Here is a 14,111-nt window from a genome sequence, read left to right on the forward strand (position 1 = left end):
GCCGCGGCATCGGCCGCCGCGCCCTGCGAGCACCCGCGGCGGCTGCGGCTGGCCTTCATTCCCAAGAACCACGAGGATGCGCAGGCCAACGGCTACCGTCTGCTGGGCGCGCTGCTGGCCGGCGCGCTGGACATGCCCGTGGACCTGGTGTCCGCGGCATCGTATTCCGCCGTGGTGCAGGGCCTGCAGGGCGGGCGCATCGATGTCGCCGAACTCGGTCCCGCCACCTATGTGCAGATGCAGCGCAGCGGCGCCTCGGCGCGGCCCTTGGCGGCGATGGTCAAGAACGCCGGAGTGCTCACGCGCTATCACGCGCTGCTGATCGTGCGCAGCGGCGCGCGCTATCGGCGCTGGCAGGACCTGCGCGGCGCGACGCTGAGCCTGGTCGATCCGGCCAGCACTTCGGGGGCCTTGCTGCCGCGCCAGGCGATGAAAGCCCAGACCGGCATGCGGCTCGAAGACTACTTCTCACGCGTCTCGTACGCGGGCTCGCATACGCGCGCGATCGCGGCCGTGGCCCACGGGCTCGTGGACGCGGCATTCGTATCGAGCGATAGCCTGACGCTGGCGCAGCAGCGCAGGTCCGTTGAGGCCGGCGCGCTGCGCACGCTGTGGATGTCGCCGCCGCTGCCCACCGATCCGCTGGTCGTGCGCCGCAAGCTGTGCCCCGCGCTGCAGGCCCGGCTGCTCGCGGTGTTGCTGGCGCGCCAGCAACTGCTGCTGCCGGCGCTGCGGCTGCTGGGCAAACAGGGGCTGGTGGCCGTCGATGAAAGCGACTATGCCCAGGTCGAGGCCATGCTGGGACTCAGCGCGCCTTGAGCTGCACGCGCAGCAGCTGGCCGTTGCGCGCGTCGGTCAACAGATAGAGCCAGCCGTCCGGGCCCTGGCGCACGTCGCGCACGCGCTGGCCCAGTTGCGCCAGCATCAAGTGGCGCGCCGTGATCTTGCCGTCCTGCAGTGTCAGGCGCTCGAGCATCTGGCTCTTGAGCGCGCCGACCACCATCTGGCCTTTCCAGGCCGTGCCATAGCGGTCGCTGGTGATGAAGGCCATGCCCGAGGGGGCGATAGACGGCACCCAGTAATGCGCGGGCTGCTCCATGCCGGGCTGGGCCGTGATGCCCTTGCCGATCGCGCCGCCGCCGTAGTTCTCGCCGTAGGTGATCACGGGCCAGCCATAGTTCTTGCCGGGTTGGGGCTGGTTGACTTCGTCGCCGCCCTGGGGACCATGCTCGTGCACCCAGAGCTTGCCATCGGGCGCGAGCGCCGCGCCCTGGGGGCTGCGGTGGCCGTAGCTCCAGATTTCGGGCAGCGCGTCGGTGCGGCCGGCTGAGGCGCCCCCCGCAAACGGGTTGTCGCTCGGCACCTTGCCGTCCTTGCCCACGCGCACCACCTTGCCGAAATGGCTGCGCAGGTTCTGCGCCTCTTCCTTGGCCGTGGAGCGCTCGCCCAGCGCCAGGAACAGCGTGCCGTCGGGCTTGCCGCCGACTTCGCGCTCGACGATGCGGCAGCCGAAATGCAGGCGGCTCGCGTACTTGGGCTGCTGCGAGAAGATCACCTGCACGTTCTCCAGGCGTGTCGCGTCCGCAGAGAGAGTGGCGCGCGCCAGCGCCGTGCTGTTTACCGCCGTATTGCCGTCGGCGCCGGGCTCGGAAAAGCAGAAGTACAGCGTGCGGTTGCTGGCGAAATCGCTGTCGAGCACCACGTCAAGCAGGCCGCCCTGGCCGCCGGCGGCGACCTTGGGCAGGCCGGCCAGCGGCGCGAGCAGACGGCCGTCGGCTTCGACGATGCGCATGCGGCCCGGCCGCTCGGTGACCAGGTAGCGGCCCTCGGGCAGGAATGCCAGCCCCCAGGGGTTTTCGAGCCCGCTGGCGATGGCCTTGGCCTCGACGGCCGGGGCATCGGCGCCCGCGGGCGAGACGGCCAGAGGTTGCGCGCCGGCCGGCGCGGCCCCCGCCAGGGCTGCCGCGCAGGCCGCGATGAGGAGGGTGGAATGGGAACGCATGGGCAGGCTTCTCCGGAAATGGCAAACAAGGGGCGGGGCAGAGGGCCGGCGAAGCACCTCGCCGTGCCAGCATAGTTTTGCGTACCTTGCACCAGCGCCGCATACCCCTGCAATGCACTTGGCTAAATCACGGCGCCACTCACAGGTGTATAACCTCCACCCTTTGGGGTGCGCGTGCCCGGATGGGGCGTGCGCGCCTTTCACCTGAAGGAAAACAATTCATGGGCGCGCAGTGGAAATCGAAGGGCAAGGCACAGGTTGCCGATGCCAAGGGCAAGCTGTTTGGCAAGCTGGCCAAGGAAATCATGGTCGCCGCACGCGGCGGTGCCGACCCGGCTGCGAACTCCAAGCTGCGCCTGGTCGTCGAGCAGGCCCGCAAGGTGTCCATGCCCAAGGACACGCTTGAGCGCGCGATCAAGAAGGGCGCGGGCCTGACGGGCGAAACCGTCAATTTCGAACATGTGATCTACGAAGGCTACGCGCCCCACCGCGTGCCGGTGATGGTCGAATGCCTGACCGACAACGTCAACCGCACGGCGCCCGAAATGCGCGTCGCCTTCCGCAAGGGCCAGATGAGCGCCGTGGCCTGGGACTTCGACTATGTGGGCATGATCGAAGCCGAACCCGCCCAGCCGGGTGCCGACGCCGAAGTGGCGGCGATCGAAGCCGGTGCGCAGGACTTCGAGGCCGGCGACGCCGAAGGCAGCACGCTGTTCCTGACCGACCCCACCGATCTGGATCTGGTCAGCAAGGCGCTGCCGGCTCAGGGCTTCACGGTGCTGTCGGCCAAGCTCGGCTACAAGGCCAAGACCCCGATCAGCGCGTCCAGCCTGAGCGCCGAGCAACTGGAGGAAGTGCAGACCTTCCTCGCGGGCATTGACGATAACGACGATGTGCAGAACATGTTCGTCGGTTTGGTCGACTAAAAGTCCTGCACCCGCGCGCCATCATTCCATCACGATGTTGGCGCGCTTGCCCGCGGCCTTGAACGTGGCTATTTCATCGGCCACTTTTGCCTTGAACGCGGGCGCATCCAGAAACCCGGGCTCCAGGCCCGCGGCCAGCATCTTTTCCTTCACATCGGGCAAGGCCATGATGGCGGCGAGTTCGCGCCCCAGCAGCTGCTGGACGGCCTGCGGCGTGCCCGCGGGCGCGGCAAGCCCGTAGAACCCGTCGAAGCTGGCCTTGCCCAGCTTCAGTTCACCCAGGGTGGGAACGTCGGGCAGCGTGCTGGCGCGCTGCACCGAGGTCACGGCGAGCGCGCGCATCTTGCCCGACTTGATGTGGGGCCCGACCGAAGGAATCGTGTCGATCGCATAGTGGATCTCGCCGCCCAGCAGCGCCATGGAGGCCGGCGCGCTGCCTTTGTAGGGCACGGCCAGCACCTTGATGCCGGCTTCGTGCGCGAACATTTCACCGGCAAGGTGGGGCGCGGAGCCCGTGCCGAAGGTCGCGTAGCTCAGCTCTCCGGGCCTGGACCTGGCCAGCGCCACGAGTTCGGCCATTGTCTTGGCCTGCGTGGCCGGGCCGGTCACCAGCACCAGCGGAGCTTTGACCAGCAGCGCGATCAGCGCCAGGTCTTTGTGCGGGTCGTAGGGCATGCGCTCCTTGAGCGCCGGCACTACGGTGTAGGTCGACGAGCCCGAGACCATCAGCGTATAGCCGTCGGCTGCGGCCTTGGCCACGGCGTCGGCACCGATCATGGTGCTAGCGCCGGGCTTGTTCTCCACGATCACCGGCTGGCCCAGCCGGGACGACAGCTTGTCGGCGACGCTGCGCGCCACCACATCCGTCGCGCCGCCGGGCCCGAAAGGCACGACGATGCGTATCGGCTTGTGCGGGTAGCTGGGCGTTTGCGCCTGGGCCCAGGGGCTGGCGAGCGCCGCGGCGCCGAGCAGGGAGACGTTCAGGAAATGGCGACGTGTGGTCATGGTGGCAGCGGTGGCAAGAGTATTGTCTGCATCGTAGAAAGATTGCCGCCTTGCCACCAGCAGAGAATTTGAAACCCAGCTTTGCCGAATCGGCAATGATCAGGGTTTACCTTCGGTGTCCGTAGCCGCGGGAAGCATGGTCTTGAGATAGTCGAGAAAACGCTGCGCCGCATGCGGCAGGGTGCGCCCGGCCAGGGTCTGCAGCTCGATGTCGCGCAAGCCCATGCCGTGGTCGCGGATGGGAATGGCGCGCAGCGTGCCTGCGGTCACCATCTGCCGGGTCGTGACTTCGCCGGCGACCGTCAGGCCGCCGCCGTGGCATACAAAGCCGACCAGCGTGGGCCAGTGGTTGGTGGTCAGCACCGGCTCCAGCGGCAACTGCTGGCGGCTGCAGGCAATGTCTATCATCTGGCGCACCGTGGTGCTGGGCATGGGCAGGGCCAGCGGATGGGCGCACATGGCGCGCAGGCTCACGGTCTTGAGCCCGGCCAGCGGGTGGTCGGGGCGCATCACGGCGAGCAGCGGCGCGGGCTGGCGGTATTCCACACGGATGTCGCGCTCGGGCTGGCGGCTGAAGGTCAGGCCCATGTCGGCATTGGCCTGGCGCACCTGCTGGGGTACCTCGGCCGGAAGCAAGACCGATACCTGGAACTGGATCTGCGGGTGCTGCAGCCGGAACTGCTGCATCAGGCGCGGCAGGAATTCGCCGGCGAAGCCCTCGGTGACGGCCAGACGTACCTTGCCCGAGCGCAGGCCCTGCAGCGCGCGTATCCCTTCGAGCGCATGTTCGGCGTCCATGCGGCTGCGCCGCGCGTGCACGGCCAGGATTTCGCCCGCCGCCGTCAGCACCATGCCGCGCGGCTGGCGTTCGAACAGCGGCGTGCCCAGGGTCTGCTCCAGCCCGCTGATCTGGCGGCTGATGGCGGATGTGGCGACATGCAGCCTCAGGGAAGCTTCGGTCAGGGAGCCGACTTGCGCCACTTCGAGAAAGTAGCGCAGCGCGGTGTCTTGCAATTGGTGGGCGTGCACGGGAGAGTCTGCGGTGATGGTTTGCCGATTCGGCAATGGTAGTTTGAAAATACGGTGATTGTGTTGACGCAGCGCTGTCTCTACGCTCGCTCCATCGATCGGCATGGTGCCGACACCCATGCACACCGGAGAACCACCCCATGAGCCGAGACCAGGCGCTGCAGCGCGCCACCGACTACTTTGACAGCGGCGAACTGCGCCAGACCCTGGCGCAGCGCGTGGCGCTGGCGACCGAAAGCCAGGAGCCCGCACAGGCGCCCGTGATGTCTGCTTACCTGCACGCGCACATGGTGCCGCTGCTGGAGTCGCTGGGCTTCGTGTGCCAGATCTGGCCCAACCCGGTCGCCGGCGGGCCGCCGTTCCTGTTTGCCGAGCGTAGCGAAGCCGATGCGCCGTTCGCCGTACTCAGCTATGGCCATGGCGACGTCGTGCGCGGCTACGCCGCGCAGTGGAACCCGGGCCTGGAGCCCTGGGCGTTGGTGGTCGATGGCGACCGCTGGTACGGCCGTGGCACGGCCGACAACAAGGGCCAGCACAGCATCAACCTGGCGGCCTTGCAGCAGGTGCTGGCTGTGCGCCAGGGGCGACTGGGCTACAGCTTCAAGCTGCTGCTGGAGATGGGCGAGGAAGTCGGCTCGCCCGGCCTGCGCGAAGTCTGCGAACTGCACCGCGAGGCGCTGCGCGCCGACCTGTTCCTGGCCTCAGACGGCCCGCGCGTCGCGGCCCAGCGGCCCACCTTGTTCCTGGGTTCGCGCGGCGGAGTGAACTTCGATCTGCGCATACATCTGCGCCCGGCGGGTCACCATTCGGGCAACTGGGGCGGCCTGCTGCGCAACCCCGGCGTGCGCCTGGCGCATGCGATTGCCTCGCTGGTCGATGCCCAGGGCCGCATCCTGGTGCCCGGCCTGCTGCCCGCGAGCCTGCCCGACAACGTGCGCCAGGCGCTGCAGACCATTGACGTTGGCGGCGGCGCCGACGACCCGCAGATCGACGTCGACTGGGGCGAACCCGGACTGAGCCCGGCCGAGCGCGTGATCGGCTGGAACTGCCTGGAAGTGCTGGCCTTCAAGACCGGCAACCCCGAAGCTCCGGCCAATGCCATTCCGGGCCATGCATCGGCCCATTGCCAGGTGCGCTACGTGGTGGGCAGCGACAGCGCAAACTTCATGCAGCACCTGCGCGCCCACCTGGACACGCACGGCTTCAGCGACGTGCAGGTGGAGCAAAGCGGCCCGCTGATGGAAGCCACGCGGCTGGACCCCGACAATCCCTGGGTGCAATGGGCGCTGGCGTCCATGGAGCGCAGCACGGGCAAGGCTCCGGCGCTGCTGCCCAACCTGGGCGGCACCTTGCCCAACGATGTGTTTTCGATGGTGCTGGGTCAGCCCACGCTGTGGGTGCCGCATTCGTACCCGGCCTGCGCGCAGCATGCGCCGAACGAGCATCTGCTGGCCAGCGTCGCGCGCGAGGCGCTGGCGCTGATGGCGGGTCTGTTCTGGGATCTGGGAGAGCAGGGCGCGCAGATTGCGCTGGCCTGTCGAGCGGTGCGCTGATGGTGCAGTGCGCGGCGGCGAGCAGCTGAGGTATCGCACGGATGCGGGCTGCCGCATGCCGTGCTGTATGCGTCCTGGCCATTGCGGCGGACGCCGGGAGACGGCAGGCCTCTGCCGTGGGCTTTACTTGGTGCCGAAGATGCGGTCGCCGGCGTCGCCCAGGCCCGGCAGGATATAGCCGTGGCTGTCGAGTTCGCGATCGATGGCCGCGGTATAGATGGCCACATCGGGGTGGGCCTTCTGCATCGTGGCGATGCCTTCGGGCGCGGCCAGCAGGCACATGAACTTGATCGACTTGGGGCTCAGTTGCTTGAGCCGCGCCACGGCGGCCGCGGCCGAATTGCCCGTGGCCAGCATGGGGTCGACGACGATGATGTCGCGTTCGGCCATCTCCGAAGGCATCTTGAAGTAGTACTCGACGGGCTGCAGGGTCTGCGGGTCGCGGTACAGGCCGATGTGGCCGATGCGCGCGCCGGGAACCACATTGAGCATGCCGTCCAGGAAACCGTTGCCCGCGCGCAGGATGGACACCAGCACCAGCTTCTTGCCATCGATGACCTTGCCGGTCATGGTTTCCATGGGCGTTTCGATCTCGATGTCCTGCAGCGGCATGTCGCGCGTGATCTCGTAGGCCATCAAGGTGCTGAGTTCGCCGAGCATGCGGCGGAAGCTGTTGGTGCTGGCCTCCTTGCGGCGCATCAGCGTGAGTTTGTGCTGGACCAGCGGGTGGTCTATAAGATGAACTTGGCTCATTTAGGTTGTTTGTTCGACAGGGAAATGGAGGGCCTGCAGACCAGGTCCGCAGGCCGGTGGCGGCCAGACATCAATCCGCCAGAAAACGGGCGTAGCGATCGAGGTCCACGTTGCCGCCGCTGATGATGACGCCGACACGGGCTCCCGAGAGCTCGATGCCGCCATGCAGGGCCCCGGCATAGGCCAGGGCACCCGTGGGCTCGACCACGATTTTCATACGTTCGGCGAAAAAGCGCAGCGCCTGAACCAATTGCTCGTCTGAAACGGTAAGAATGTCTTCGACCGCGGGCTGGATCAGTGCAAAGGTGATATCGCCCAGGGACTGGGATTGTGCGCCATCGGCGATGGTCTTGGGCGTGGGAATGCGCACCAGCGCGCCGCTGCGCAGCGATTGCTGGCCGTCGTTGCCGGTTTCGGGCTCCACGCCGTAGACCTTGCACTGCGGCGCGAGCTGCTGCGCTGCCAGCAGGCTGCCCGACAGCAGGCCGCCGCCGCCCAGGCACACAAACAGATAGTCGAGGTCGGGAACTTCCTCGAACAGTTCCTTGGCCGCCGTTCCCTGTCCGGCAATCACGTCGGCGTGATCGAACGGCGGAATCAGTGTCATGCCGCGCTGCTGGGCAAGCTGGGCGCTGATGGCTTCGCGGTCCTCGGTGAAGCGGTTGTAGGTCACTACCTGGGCGCCGTATTCGCGCGTCGCGGCCATCTTCGCGGCCGGCGCGTCCTCTGGCATGACGATCACGGCCGGCATTTCCAGCAGCCGCGCCGACAGCGCGATCGCCTGCGCATGGTTGCCCGAGGAAAAGGCCAGCACGCCGCCCTTGCGCTGGGCATCAGTGAACTGCGACAGCGCGTTGTAGGCGCCGCGGAACTTGAAGGCTCCCATGCGCTGCATGTTCTCGCACTTGAAGAACAGCTGCGCACCCAGCAGCGCGTCGGCCGTGCGCGAGCGCTTGACCGGCGTGCGGTGGGCGATGCCCTCCAGCCGCTGGGCGGCTGCTGATACATCTGCGTAACTGGGAAGAGAGGTGGCAGTAGAGGGCATGGGAGGCTTTGCAGGACGTTGGAATATGCAGCCCATCATAGCGAGCCGCCAGCCCTGCGCGAGGCATCGCCACTGCTGAATATCAGCGTCGCGCAGCCGTGCCGCCCATGGCCCAAGGACAGCCGCCTGCCGTCAACGCGTGATCAAAACGCGAAATATGTTCCCTTGGAAGTCGGTTTCATGTGTAAAAAATGGTAACTATTCTTGTATTTCAGGAATTTCACAAATTTCTGAAAATAAAGCAAACTCCTGCAAAGAAAGAAGATAAGAATGAATCCCATTTACATTTCAATGTTTTTTATGGGGGTATAGGGTCAATTGGTCGGCCCTGTACGGAAGATCGCGGCTGTTGCGGGCATTACGGAGGTAAAAGGCGGCCGCTGACGCTGGTTAAAAGCCGAAGTGCGGATGCAATCTTTGCTTTGATTGATCCATGTCAAGTCAATCAGGGTGAGGCCTTATTGCATTGTGTGTCTTTTTGTATATGGAAATTTTGTGCAACGATTCGCGAACTTTTGTAGTTCAACCACGAAAAGAGCACAACAATCATGTACGTGAAGACCCTGGTGGCAGCCCTGTCGGCTGCTGCGTTCATGGCTCCTGTCAGCCTGCTGGCACAGCCCACAAACAATTTCACACTGATCCAAGGCAAGACCCAGTCGCTGGGCAAGCTGGTTGCCGCAGCCAACGGCCAGACGGCCTACACGCTGTTGACCGACTCGCAAAAGAGCGAAGAAAAAGCCGCCGCGCTGGCCGCCTGCGACAAGGCCTGCCAATCGCAGTTCACGCCCGTGAAGGCATTGAGTGCCAAGCCCCAGGGCTGGTTGCTGGCCCAGGGCCTGGTCGGCGCCGTCAAGCGCGCTGACGGCACGCTGCAAGCCACGTTCAACGGCCTGCCGCTGTACACCTTTGCCGGCGACAAGGCGGCGGGCGAGGTGAATGGCCAGGGCTTCAACAAGGTGGCCTATGCAGTCACCACCGTGGGCAAGATCAATACGGCCGCCCCCAAGGTTGCACAAGCTGCGGCCGCCGTGAAGACGGTCGCTGCCGTGGATGCCGCCCAGTTCGAACTGGGCAAGGACAAGTACGCCGCGACCTGCGCCGGCTGCCACGGCCCGAACGGCGAAGGTGCGTTTGGCGCGCCTTTGAAGGGCAACAAGATGATAGGCAACGACGAAGCCTTCATCAAGCAGATCCTGGTCGGCAGCGGCGACATGCCCAGCTTCGCCCCCATGCTCGCGGACGCCGATGTGGCCGCGATCGCCACCTTCGCGCGCAATGCCTGGGGCAACAAGCTCGGCGGCATCACCGTGGACCAAGTCAAGAAACTGCGCTGAGCCCCGATTCCCGCAGCGCCGGCCCCGGCCCGCGCGCAGGATGCCTCATGCCTTTCCCCCTATTTGACGGAATTTGCATTCATGAATTTCAAGACCCTTGCCCTGGCTGCTGCGATCAGCGCCACTTTCGTGCCCGCAGCGTTTGCTGACATGGCCGCCTACCGTCCCGTGACGGACGCCAACGTGCTCAACCCCGAAGCCGGTGAATGGCTGATGTGGCGCCGCACGGTCGACAACCAGGCCTACAGCCCGCTCGAGCAGGTCAACACCAAGAACGTGGGCGAACTGCGCATGGAATGGTCGTGGTCGCTGCCCGTGGGCGGCCTGACCGAAGTCGCTCCGCTGGTGCGTGACGGCGTGATGTTTGTCGGCATGAACCGCGCTGTGGTTCAGGCCCTGGACGCGACCAATGGCGACCTGATCTGGGAATACAAGCACAAGAACCCCGAGTGGACCGGCGGCTACCACGCCAGCCAGGCCGATCGCCAGCGCAACAACATCGTGCTGTACAAGGACAAGGTCTACCTGACCACGCCCGACGCCAAGATCGTCGCGCTGGACGCCAAGACCGGCAAGTCGCTGTGGGAAAGCCAGGCGGCCGACTGGAAGAAGGGCTTCAGCTACACCGCGGGCGCGATGGTCGTCAACGGCCTGATCTACACCGGCATGTCGGGCTGCTCGATTGCCGACACCGGCGGCGGCTGCTTCATCATGGCGCACGACGCCGAGACCGGCAAGGAAGTCTGGCGCGTCAACACGCTGTCCGATCTGACGCGCAAGGAAGTGGAAGCTTCGTGGAACGGTATTCCTCCCGAAAACCGCTACGGCGGCTCGGCCTGGATCACCGGCGCCTATGACGCCAAGCGCGACACCCTGTTCTGGGGCGTGGGCATGCCCATTCCGTGGGCCGAATCCGTGCGCGGCACGACCGGCGGCGCGACGCTGTACACCAACTCGACGCTGGCCATCGATGCCAAGACCGGCAAGGTCAAGTGGTACTACCAGCATCTGGGCCGTGACGACTGGGATCTGGACAGCGTGTTCGAACGCGTGCTGGTCGAGTCGGAAATCGCTCCCGAAGCCAAGGAAGTGCGCTACATGAGCGCCAAGGTCAAGCCCGGCAAGAAGTACGACGTGATCGTCACGGTTCCCGGCAAGTACGGCACGGCTTTCGTGCTGGAGCGCGATTCGGGCGACCTGCTGTGGGCGCGTGACACCGCTTACCAGAACGTGGTCAAGGGCTTCACCAAGGATGGCAAGTCCATCCCCAACGCCGACCTGATCTCCAAGACCATAGACCAGACCGTGCACGTCTGCGGCGGCCGTTCGCTGGGCAAGCTGTGGCAAGCCGGCGCGTACAGCCCCAAGACCAACTCGTTCTACTTCCCCATGGCCGAATCGTGCCGTGACCTGACGCCCAATCCAGGTGAATACGTCACCGGCGGCGCGCTGGGCTTCCAGAAGTCGGGCCCTGCCCAGGCAGCTCCCGGCGAGACCAACACCGGCCGTTTCTACGCGTTCAACGTGAAGACCGGCAAGATGGAATGGGTCAAGAAGCAGGCCGCGCTGTTCACCTCCTCGGCGCTGACCACGGCCGGCGACCTGGTGTTCGTGGGCGACAGCATGCGCAACTTCACGGCGTTCGAGCAGGCCTCGGGCAAGCTGCTGTGGAACAGCAAGCTCAACACTTCGGTGTCGGGCAACCCCATGACCTACAGCGTCAACGGCAAGCAGTACATCGCCATCACCACCGGCCCGCACGCCCAGACGCCTACGGCCGTGGCAGTGAACCCCGAACTGAAGAACGTCAACGACAGCGGTCACTCGCTGTTCGTGTTTGCGCTGCCTGACGCCAAGCCCGCCAAGTAATCCATCCCTGGATGGCGCGCGCAGGTCGCAAGACCTGGCGCCGACAAACCCCGCCCGCAGCGATGTCGGCGGGGTTTTTTCTTTCAGCGGGGATCAGCGAACGCGTGCAAGGGCGCAAGCGGCGGAAATTCTGGCGCGCGCTTTTCCTGGCGCGCCTGCACCGCTTCGCTCACATGGCGGTTGCTCCAGATGCCCGACTGCAGCCAGCCCATCTGGCGCAGGCTGTCTTCCACGCTGTGGTCGCGCGCGTAGTCCAGCGCCTGCTTGGTGCCCCAGATGGCAATCGGCGGCTTGGCGGCAATTTCATGGGCGCAGGCCAGCGCGGCTTCAAGCAGCGCCTCGGGCGTGTCGTACAGCGCGTTGACCAGGCCGTGGGCCAGCGCCTGCTCGGCGGGCAGGCGTCGGCCGGTATAGGCCATCTCCTTGACGATGCCCATGGGAATGAGCTTGGGCAGGCGCTGCAGCGTGCCCAGGTCGGCCACCATGCCGATGTTGATTTCCTGGATGCAGAAGAACGCGTCGCGCGTCGCGTAGCGGATGCAGGCCGTGCTGACCAGGTCGACCGCGCCGCCTATGCAGCCGCCCTGGATGGCGCAGATCACCGGCATGCGCAGCCGTTCCATGCGGTTGAACGTGGCAAGCATGTCGGCCAGCGTGTCGCTGAGCGCGGCCCGGCCTTCGGGCGTGCGGTCCTGCGGCGCGAAGCCCGGGTCGGCAAAGGTCTCCAGCGCCATGCCCGCGCTGAAGTGCTTGCCGGTGCTGCTGATGACCAGCGCGCGCGCCTGGCCGGCGTTGTGCAGCTGCTGCAGCACGCCGTCGAGCTCGCGCCAGAACAGCGGGTGCATGGTGTTGAGCTTGTCGGGCTGGTTGAGCTGCAGGTGGGCGACGGCGCCATGCCAGGTCAGCGCAAAGCAGTGCAGCGAGGGGGAGGCGTTGGTTGCGGTCATGGCCTCACTGTAGGGGCGCGCGGGCAGGGCGCGCGTCACTCCGGTGACGCGGCCCCGGCGCTCAGCGCTTGCCGCCGCCCATGATGCTGCCGAGCACGCCGCGCAGGATCTGCTTGCCCAGCGAGTTGCCCATGGTGCGCATGGTGGACTTGGCCATGGTCTGCACCAGTCCGTCGCGCTTGCCGCCGCGCGGTCCGGTGCTGCCGAACAGCAGGTCGTTCAAGCCGCCCATCATTCCCGAATCCTGGGCCTGGCCCGCGGGCGCCGCCCCGCCGCCGGCCGCGGGCGTGGCCTGGGCCGTGCGCTGCTTGAGGATCTCATAGGCCGACTCGCGGTCTTCGGTCTTCTCGTAGACGCCGGCGACCAGCGACGACTGCTGCAGCGCCTGGCGCTGGGCGCTGGTGATCGGGCCGATCTGGCTGCCCGGCGGAATCACGTAGACGCGCTCGGTGATGCCGGGCCGGCCTTTTTCGTCGAGGAAACTGATCAGTGCCTCGCCCACGGCCAGCTCGGTGATCGCGGTCTCTATGTCCAGGCCCGGGTTCTGGCGCATGGTGGTGGCCGTGGCCTTGACGGCTTTCTGGTCGCGCGGGGTGAACGCGCGCAGCGCGTGCTGCACGCGGTTGCCCAGCTGGGCCAGCACGCTGTCGGGAATGTCCAGCGGGTTTTGCGTGACGAAATACACGCCCACGCCCTTGGAGCGCACCAGGCGCACGACCAGCTCGATGCGCTCGAGCAGCATCTTGGGCGCGTCGTTGAACAGCAGGTGGGCCTCGTCGAAGAAGAACACCAGCTTGGGCTTTTCCGGGTCGCCGATTTCGGGCAGCTGCTCGAACAGCTCGGACAGCATCCACAGCAGGAAAGTCGAGTACAGCCGCGGCGCGTTCATCAGTTTTTCGGCCGACAGGATGTTGACCACGCCCTGGCCGCCGGCATCGGTCTGCATCAGATCCTGGATGTTGAGCATGGGCTCGCCAAAGAACTTGTCGCCGCCCTGGCTCTCGATCTGCAGCAGCCCGCGCTGGATCGCGCCCACGCTCGCGGCGCTGATGTTGCCGTATTCTGTGGTGAATTGCTTGGCGTTGTCGCCCACATGCTGCAACATGGCGCGCAAATCCTTGAGATCGAGCAGCAGCAGGCCGTTGTCGTCGGCAATCTTGAACACCAGGTTGAGAACGCCCATCTGCGTCTCGTTGAGCGCCAGCATGCGGCCCAGCAGCAGCGGACCCATGTCGGACACCGTGGCGCGCACCGGGTGGCCCTGCTCGCCAAACACATCCCACAGCGTGGTCGGGCAGGCCAGCGGCATGGGCAGGGCAATGCCGCGCTCCTTGAGCGCGGCCGCGAGCTTGTCGCCGATACTTCCCGTCTGGCTGATGCCCGCGAGGTCGCCCTTGACGTCGGCGAGGAACACCGGCACGCCGATCTGGGAGAAACTTTCGGCGAGTTTTTGCAGCGTCACGGTCTTGCCGGTGCCCGTGGCGCCGGTGATCAGGCCGTGGCGATTCGCCAGGCCGGGCAGCAGCGCGCATTCTGTGGCAGAGTGCTGTGCGATCAAGAGTGGTGGGGCCATAACGAGGTTCCTCTGGAAATGCGTGCCGTCAAAAGTAAAATCGCCAGCAGTAGATTAAATCAATACCAAAGG

Annotated in this window: 12 protein-coding genes; 5 read left to right on the forward strand and 7 right to left on the reverse strand. The window is 66.0% G+C overall.

Going from position 1 to position 14,111, the window contains the following annotated elements:
* Positions 1 to 819: phosphate/phosphite/phosphonate ABC transporter substrate-binding protein (locus tag RR928_RS11225; RefSeq protein ID WP_332682539.1), on the forward strand; the 819-nt coding region annotated here is incomplete at its 5' end.
* Here RR928_RS11225 and RR928_RS11230 read toward each other — a convergent pair.
* The gene (locus tag RR928_RS11230) at positions 806 to 2,002 is read right to left on the reverse strand and encodes a PQQ-dependent sugar dehydrogenase (protein WP_332536706.1); all 1,197 of its coding nucleotides are present in this window, start codon (positions 2,000 to 2,002) and stop codon (positions 806 to 808) included. The two genes, RR928_RS11225 and RR928_RS11230, sit on opposite strands and share 14 nt — an antisense overlap.
* Positions 2,003 to 2,223: 221 nt before the next feature.
* Here RR928_RS11230 and RR928_RS11235 point away from each other — a divergent pair, with 221 nt between their 5' ends.
* The gene (locus tag RR928_RS11235) at positions 2,224 to 2,928 is read left to right on the forward strand and encodes a YebC/PmpR family DNA-binding transcriptional regulator (protein WP_332536704.1); all 705 of its coding nucleotides are present in this window, start codon (positions 2,224 to 2,226) and stop codon (positions 2,926 to 2,928) included.
* A gap of 21 nt (positions 2,929 to 2,949) precedes the next feature.
* On the opposite strand, the gene RR928_RS11240 is transcribed toward RR928_RS11235, so the two are convergent.
* Positions 2,950 to 3,933, reverse strand: a complete 984-nt coding sequence (locus RR928_RS11240; protein WP_332536702.1) for a Bug family tripartite tricarboxylate transporter substrate binding protein — start codon at positions 3,931 to 3,933, stop codon at positions 2,950 to 2,952.
* Between the two features lie 99 nt (positions 3,934 to 4,032).
* The gene (locus RR928_RS11245; RefSeq protein WP_332536700.1) at positions 4,033 to 4,962 is read right to left on the reverse strand and encodes a LysR family transcriptional regulator; all 930 of its coding nucleotides are present in this window, start codon (positions 4,960 to 4,962) and stop codon (positions 4,033 to 4,035) included.
* A gap of 140 nt (positions 4,963 to 5,102) precedes the next feature.
* On the opposite strand from RR928_RS11245, the gene RR928_RS11250 reads away from it, so the two are divergent.
* Entirely contained in the window at positions 5,103 to 6,515 is a 1,413-nt protein-coding gene (locus tag RR928_RS11250) for a M20 family metallopeptidase (protein WP_332536698.1), read from the forward strand.
* A 123-nt stretch (positions 6,516 to 6,638) separates the two neighbouring features.
* Here the strand turns inward: RR928_RS11250 and upp are convergent, their stop codons facing one another.
* Complete coding sequence (gene upp / locus RR928_RS11255; protein WP_332536696.1) at positions 6,639 to 7,268, reverse strand: uracil phosphoribosyltransferase; 630 nt, start codon at positions 7,266 to 7,268, stop codon at positions 6,639 to 6,641.
* A gap of 70 nt (positions 7,269 to 7,338) precedes the next feature.
* Positions 7,339 to 8,313 carry a threo-3-hydroxy-L-aspartate ammonia-lyase gene (locus tag RR928_RS11260; RefSeq protein WP_332536694.1) on the reverse strand — a complete coding sequence of 325 codons (975 nt, stop codon included), beginning with the start codon at positions 8,311 to 8,313 and terminating at the stop codon, positions 7,339 to 7,341.
* A gap of 548 nt (positions 8,314 to 8,861) precedes the next feature.
* Here RR928_RS11260 and RR928_RS11265 point away from each other — a divergent pair.
* Positions 8,862 to 9,650, forward strand: coding sequence for a c-type cytochrome (locus tag RR928_RS11265; RefSeq protein ID WP_332682543.1), 789 nt, complete (start codon positions 8,862 to 8,864; stop codon positions 9,648 to 9,650).
* Between the two features lie 81 nt (positions 9,651 to 9,731).
* Complete coding sequence (locus RR928_RS11270) at positions 9,732 to 11,519, forward strand: pyrroloquinoline quinone-dependent dehydrogenase (RefSeq protein WP_332536690.1); 1,788 nt, start codon at positions 9,732 to 9,734, stop codon at positions 11,517 to 11,519.
* Between the two features lie 83 nt (positions 11,520 to 11,602).
* Here RR928_RS11270 and RR928_RS11275 read toward each other — a convergent pair whose 3' ends face one another.
* Positions 11,603 to 12,466 carry an enoyl-CoA hydratase-related protein gene (locus RR928_RS11275; RefSeq protein WP_332682545.1) on the reverse strand — a complete coding sequence of 288 codons (864 nt, stop codon included), beginning with the start codon at positions 12,464 to 12,466 and terminating at the stop codon, positions 11,603 to 11,605.
* A 61-nt stretch (positions 12,467 to 12,527) separates the two neighbouring features.
* Positions 12,528 to 14,039 carry a helicase HerA-like domain-containing protein gene (locus RR928_RS11280; RefSeq protein ID WP_332682547.1) on the reverse strand — a complete coding sequence of 504 codons (1,512 nt, stop codon included), beginning with the start codon at positions 14,037 to 14,039 and terminating at the stop codon, positions 12,528 to 12,530.
* Positions 14,040 to 14,111: the final 72 nt, after the last annotated feature.

The organism is Comamonas sp. (genome assembly GCF_036666375.1).
Classification (GTDB): domain Bacteria; phylum Pseudomonadota; class Gammaproteobacteria; order Burkholderiales; family Burkholderiaceae_C; genus Comamonas.

Excerpts from the sequence above, each read along its gene's own strand:
- RR928_RS11270 (WP_332536690.1), top strand. The coding sequence starts at position 9,732 with ATGAATTTCAAGACCCTTGCCCTGGCTGCTGCGATCAGCGCCACTTTC.
- upp (WP_332536696.1), bottom strand. The coding sequence starts at position 7,268 with ATGAGCCAAGTTCATCTTATAGACCACCCGCTGGTCCAGCACAAACTC.
- RR928_RS11275 (WP_332682545.1), bottom strand. The coding sequence starts at position 12,466 with ATGACCGCAACCAACGCCTCCCCCTCGCTGCACTGCTTTGCGCTGACC.
- RR928_RS11240 (WP_332536702.1), bottom strand. The coding sequence starts at position 3,933 with ATGACCACACGTCGCCATTTCCTGAACGTCTCCCTGCTCGGCGCCGCG.
- RR928_RS11280 (WP_332682547.1), bottom strand. The coding sequence starts at position 14,039 with ATGGCCCCACCACTCTTGATCGCACAGCACTCTGCCACAGAATGCGCG.
- RR928_RS11230 (WP_332536706.1), bottom strand. The coding sequence starts at position 2,002 with ATGCGTTCCCATTCCACCCTCCTCATCGCGGCCTGCGCGGCAGCCCTG.
- RR928_RS11265 (WP_332682543.1), top strand. The coding sequence starts at position 8,862 with ATGTACGTGAAGACCCTGGTGGCAGCCCTGTCGGCTGCTGCGTTCATG.
- RR928_RS11250 (WP_332536698.1), top strand. The coding sequence starts at position 5,103 with ATGAGCCGAGACCAGGCGCTGCAGCGCGCCACCGACTACTTTGACAGC.
- RR928_RS11235 (WP_332536704.1), top strand. The coding sequence starts at position 2,224 with ATGGGCGCGCAGTGGAAATCGAAGGGCAAGGCACAGGTTGCCGATGCC.
- RR928_RS11260 (WP_332536694.1), bottom strand. The coding sequence starts at position 8,313 with ATGCCCTCTACTGCCACCTCTCTTCCCAGTTACGCAGATGTATCAGCA.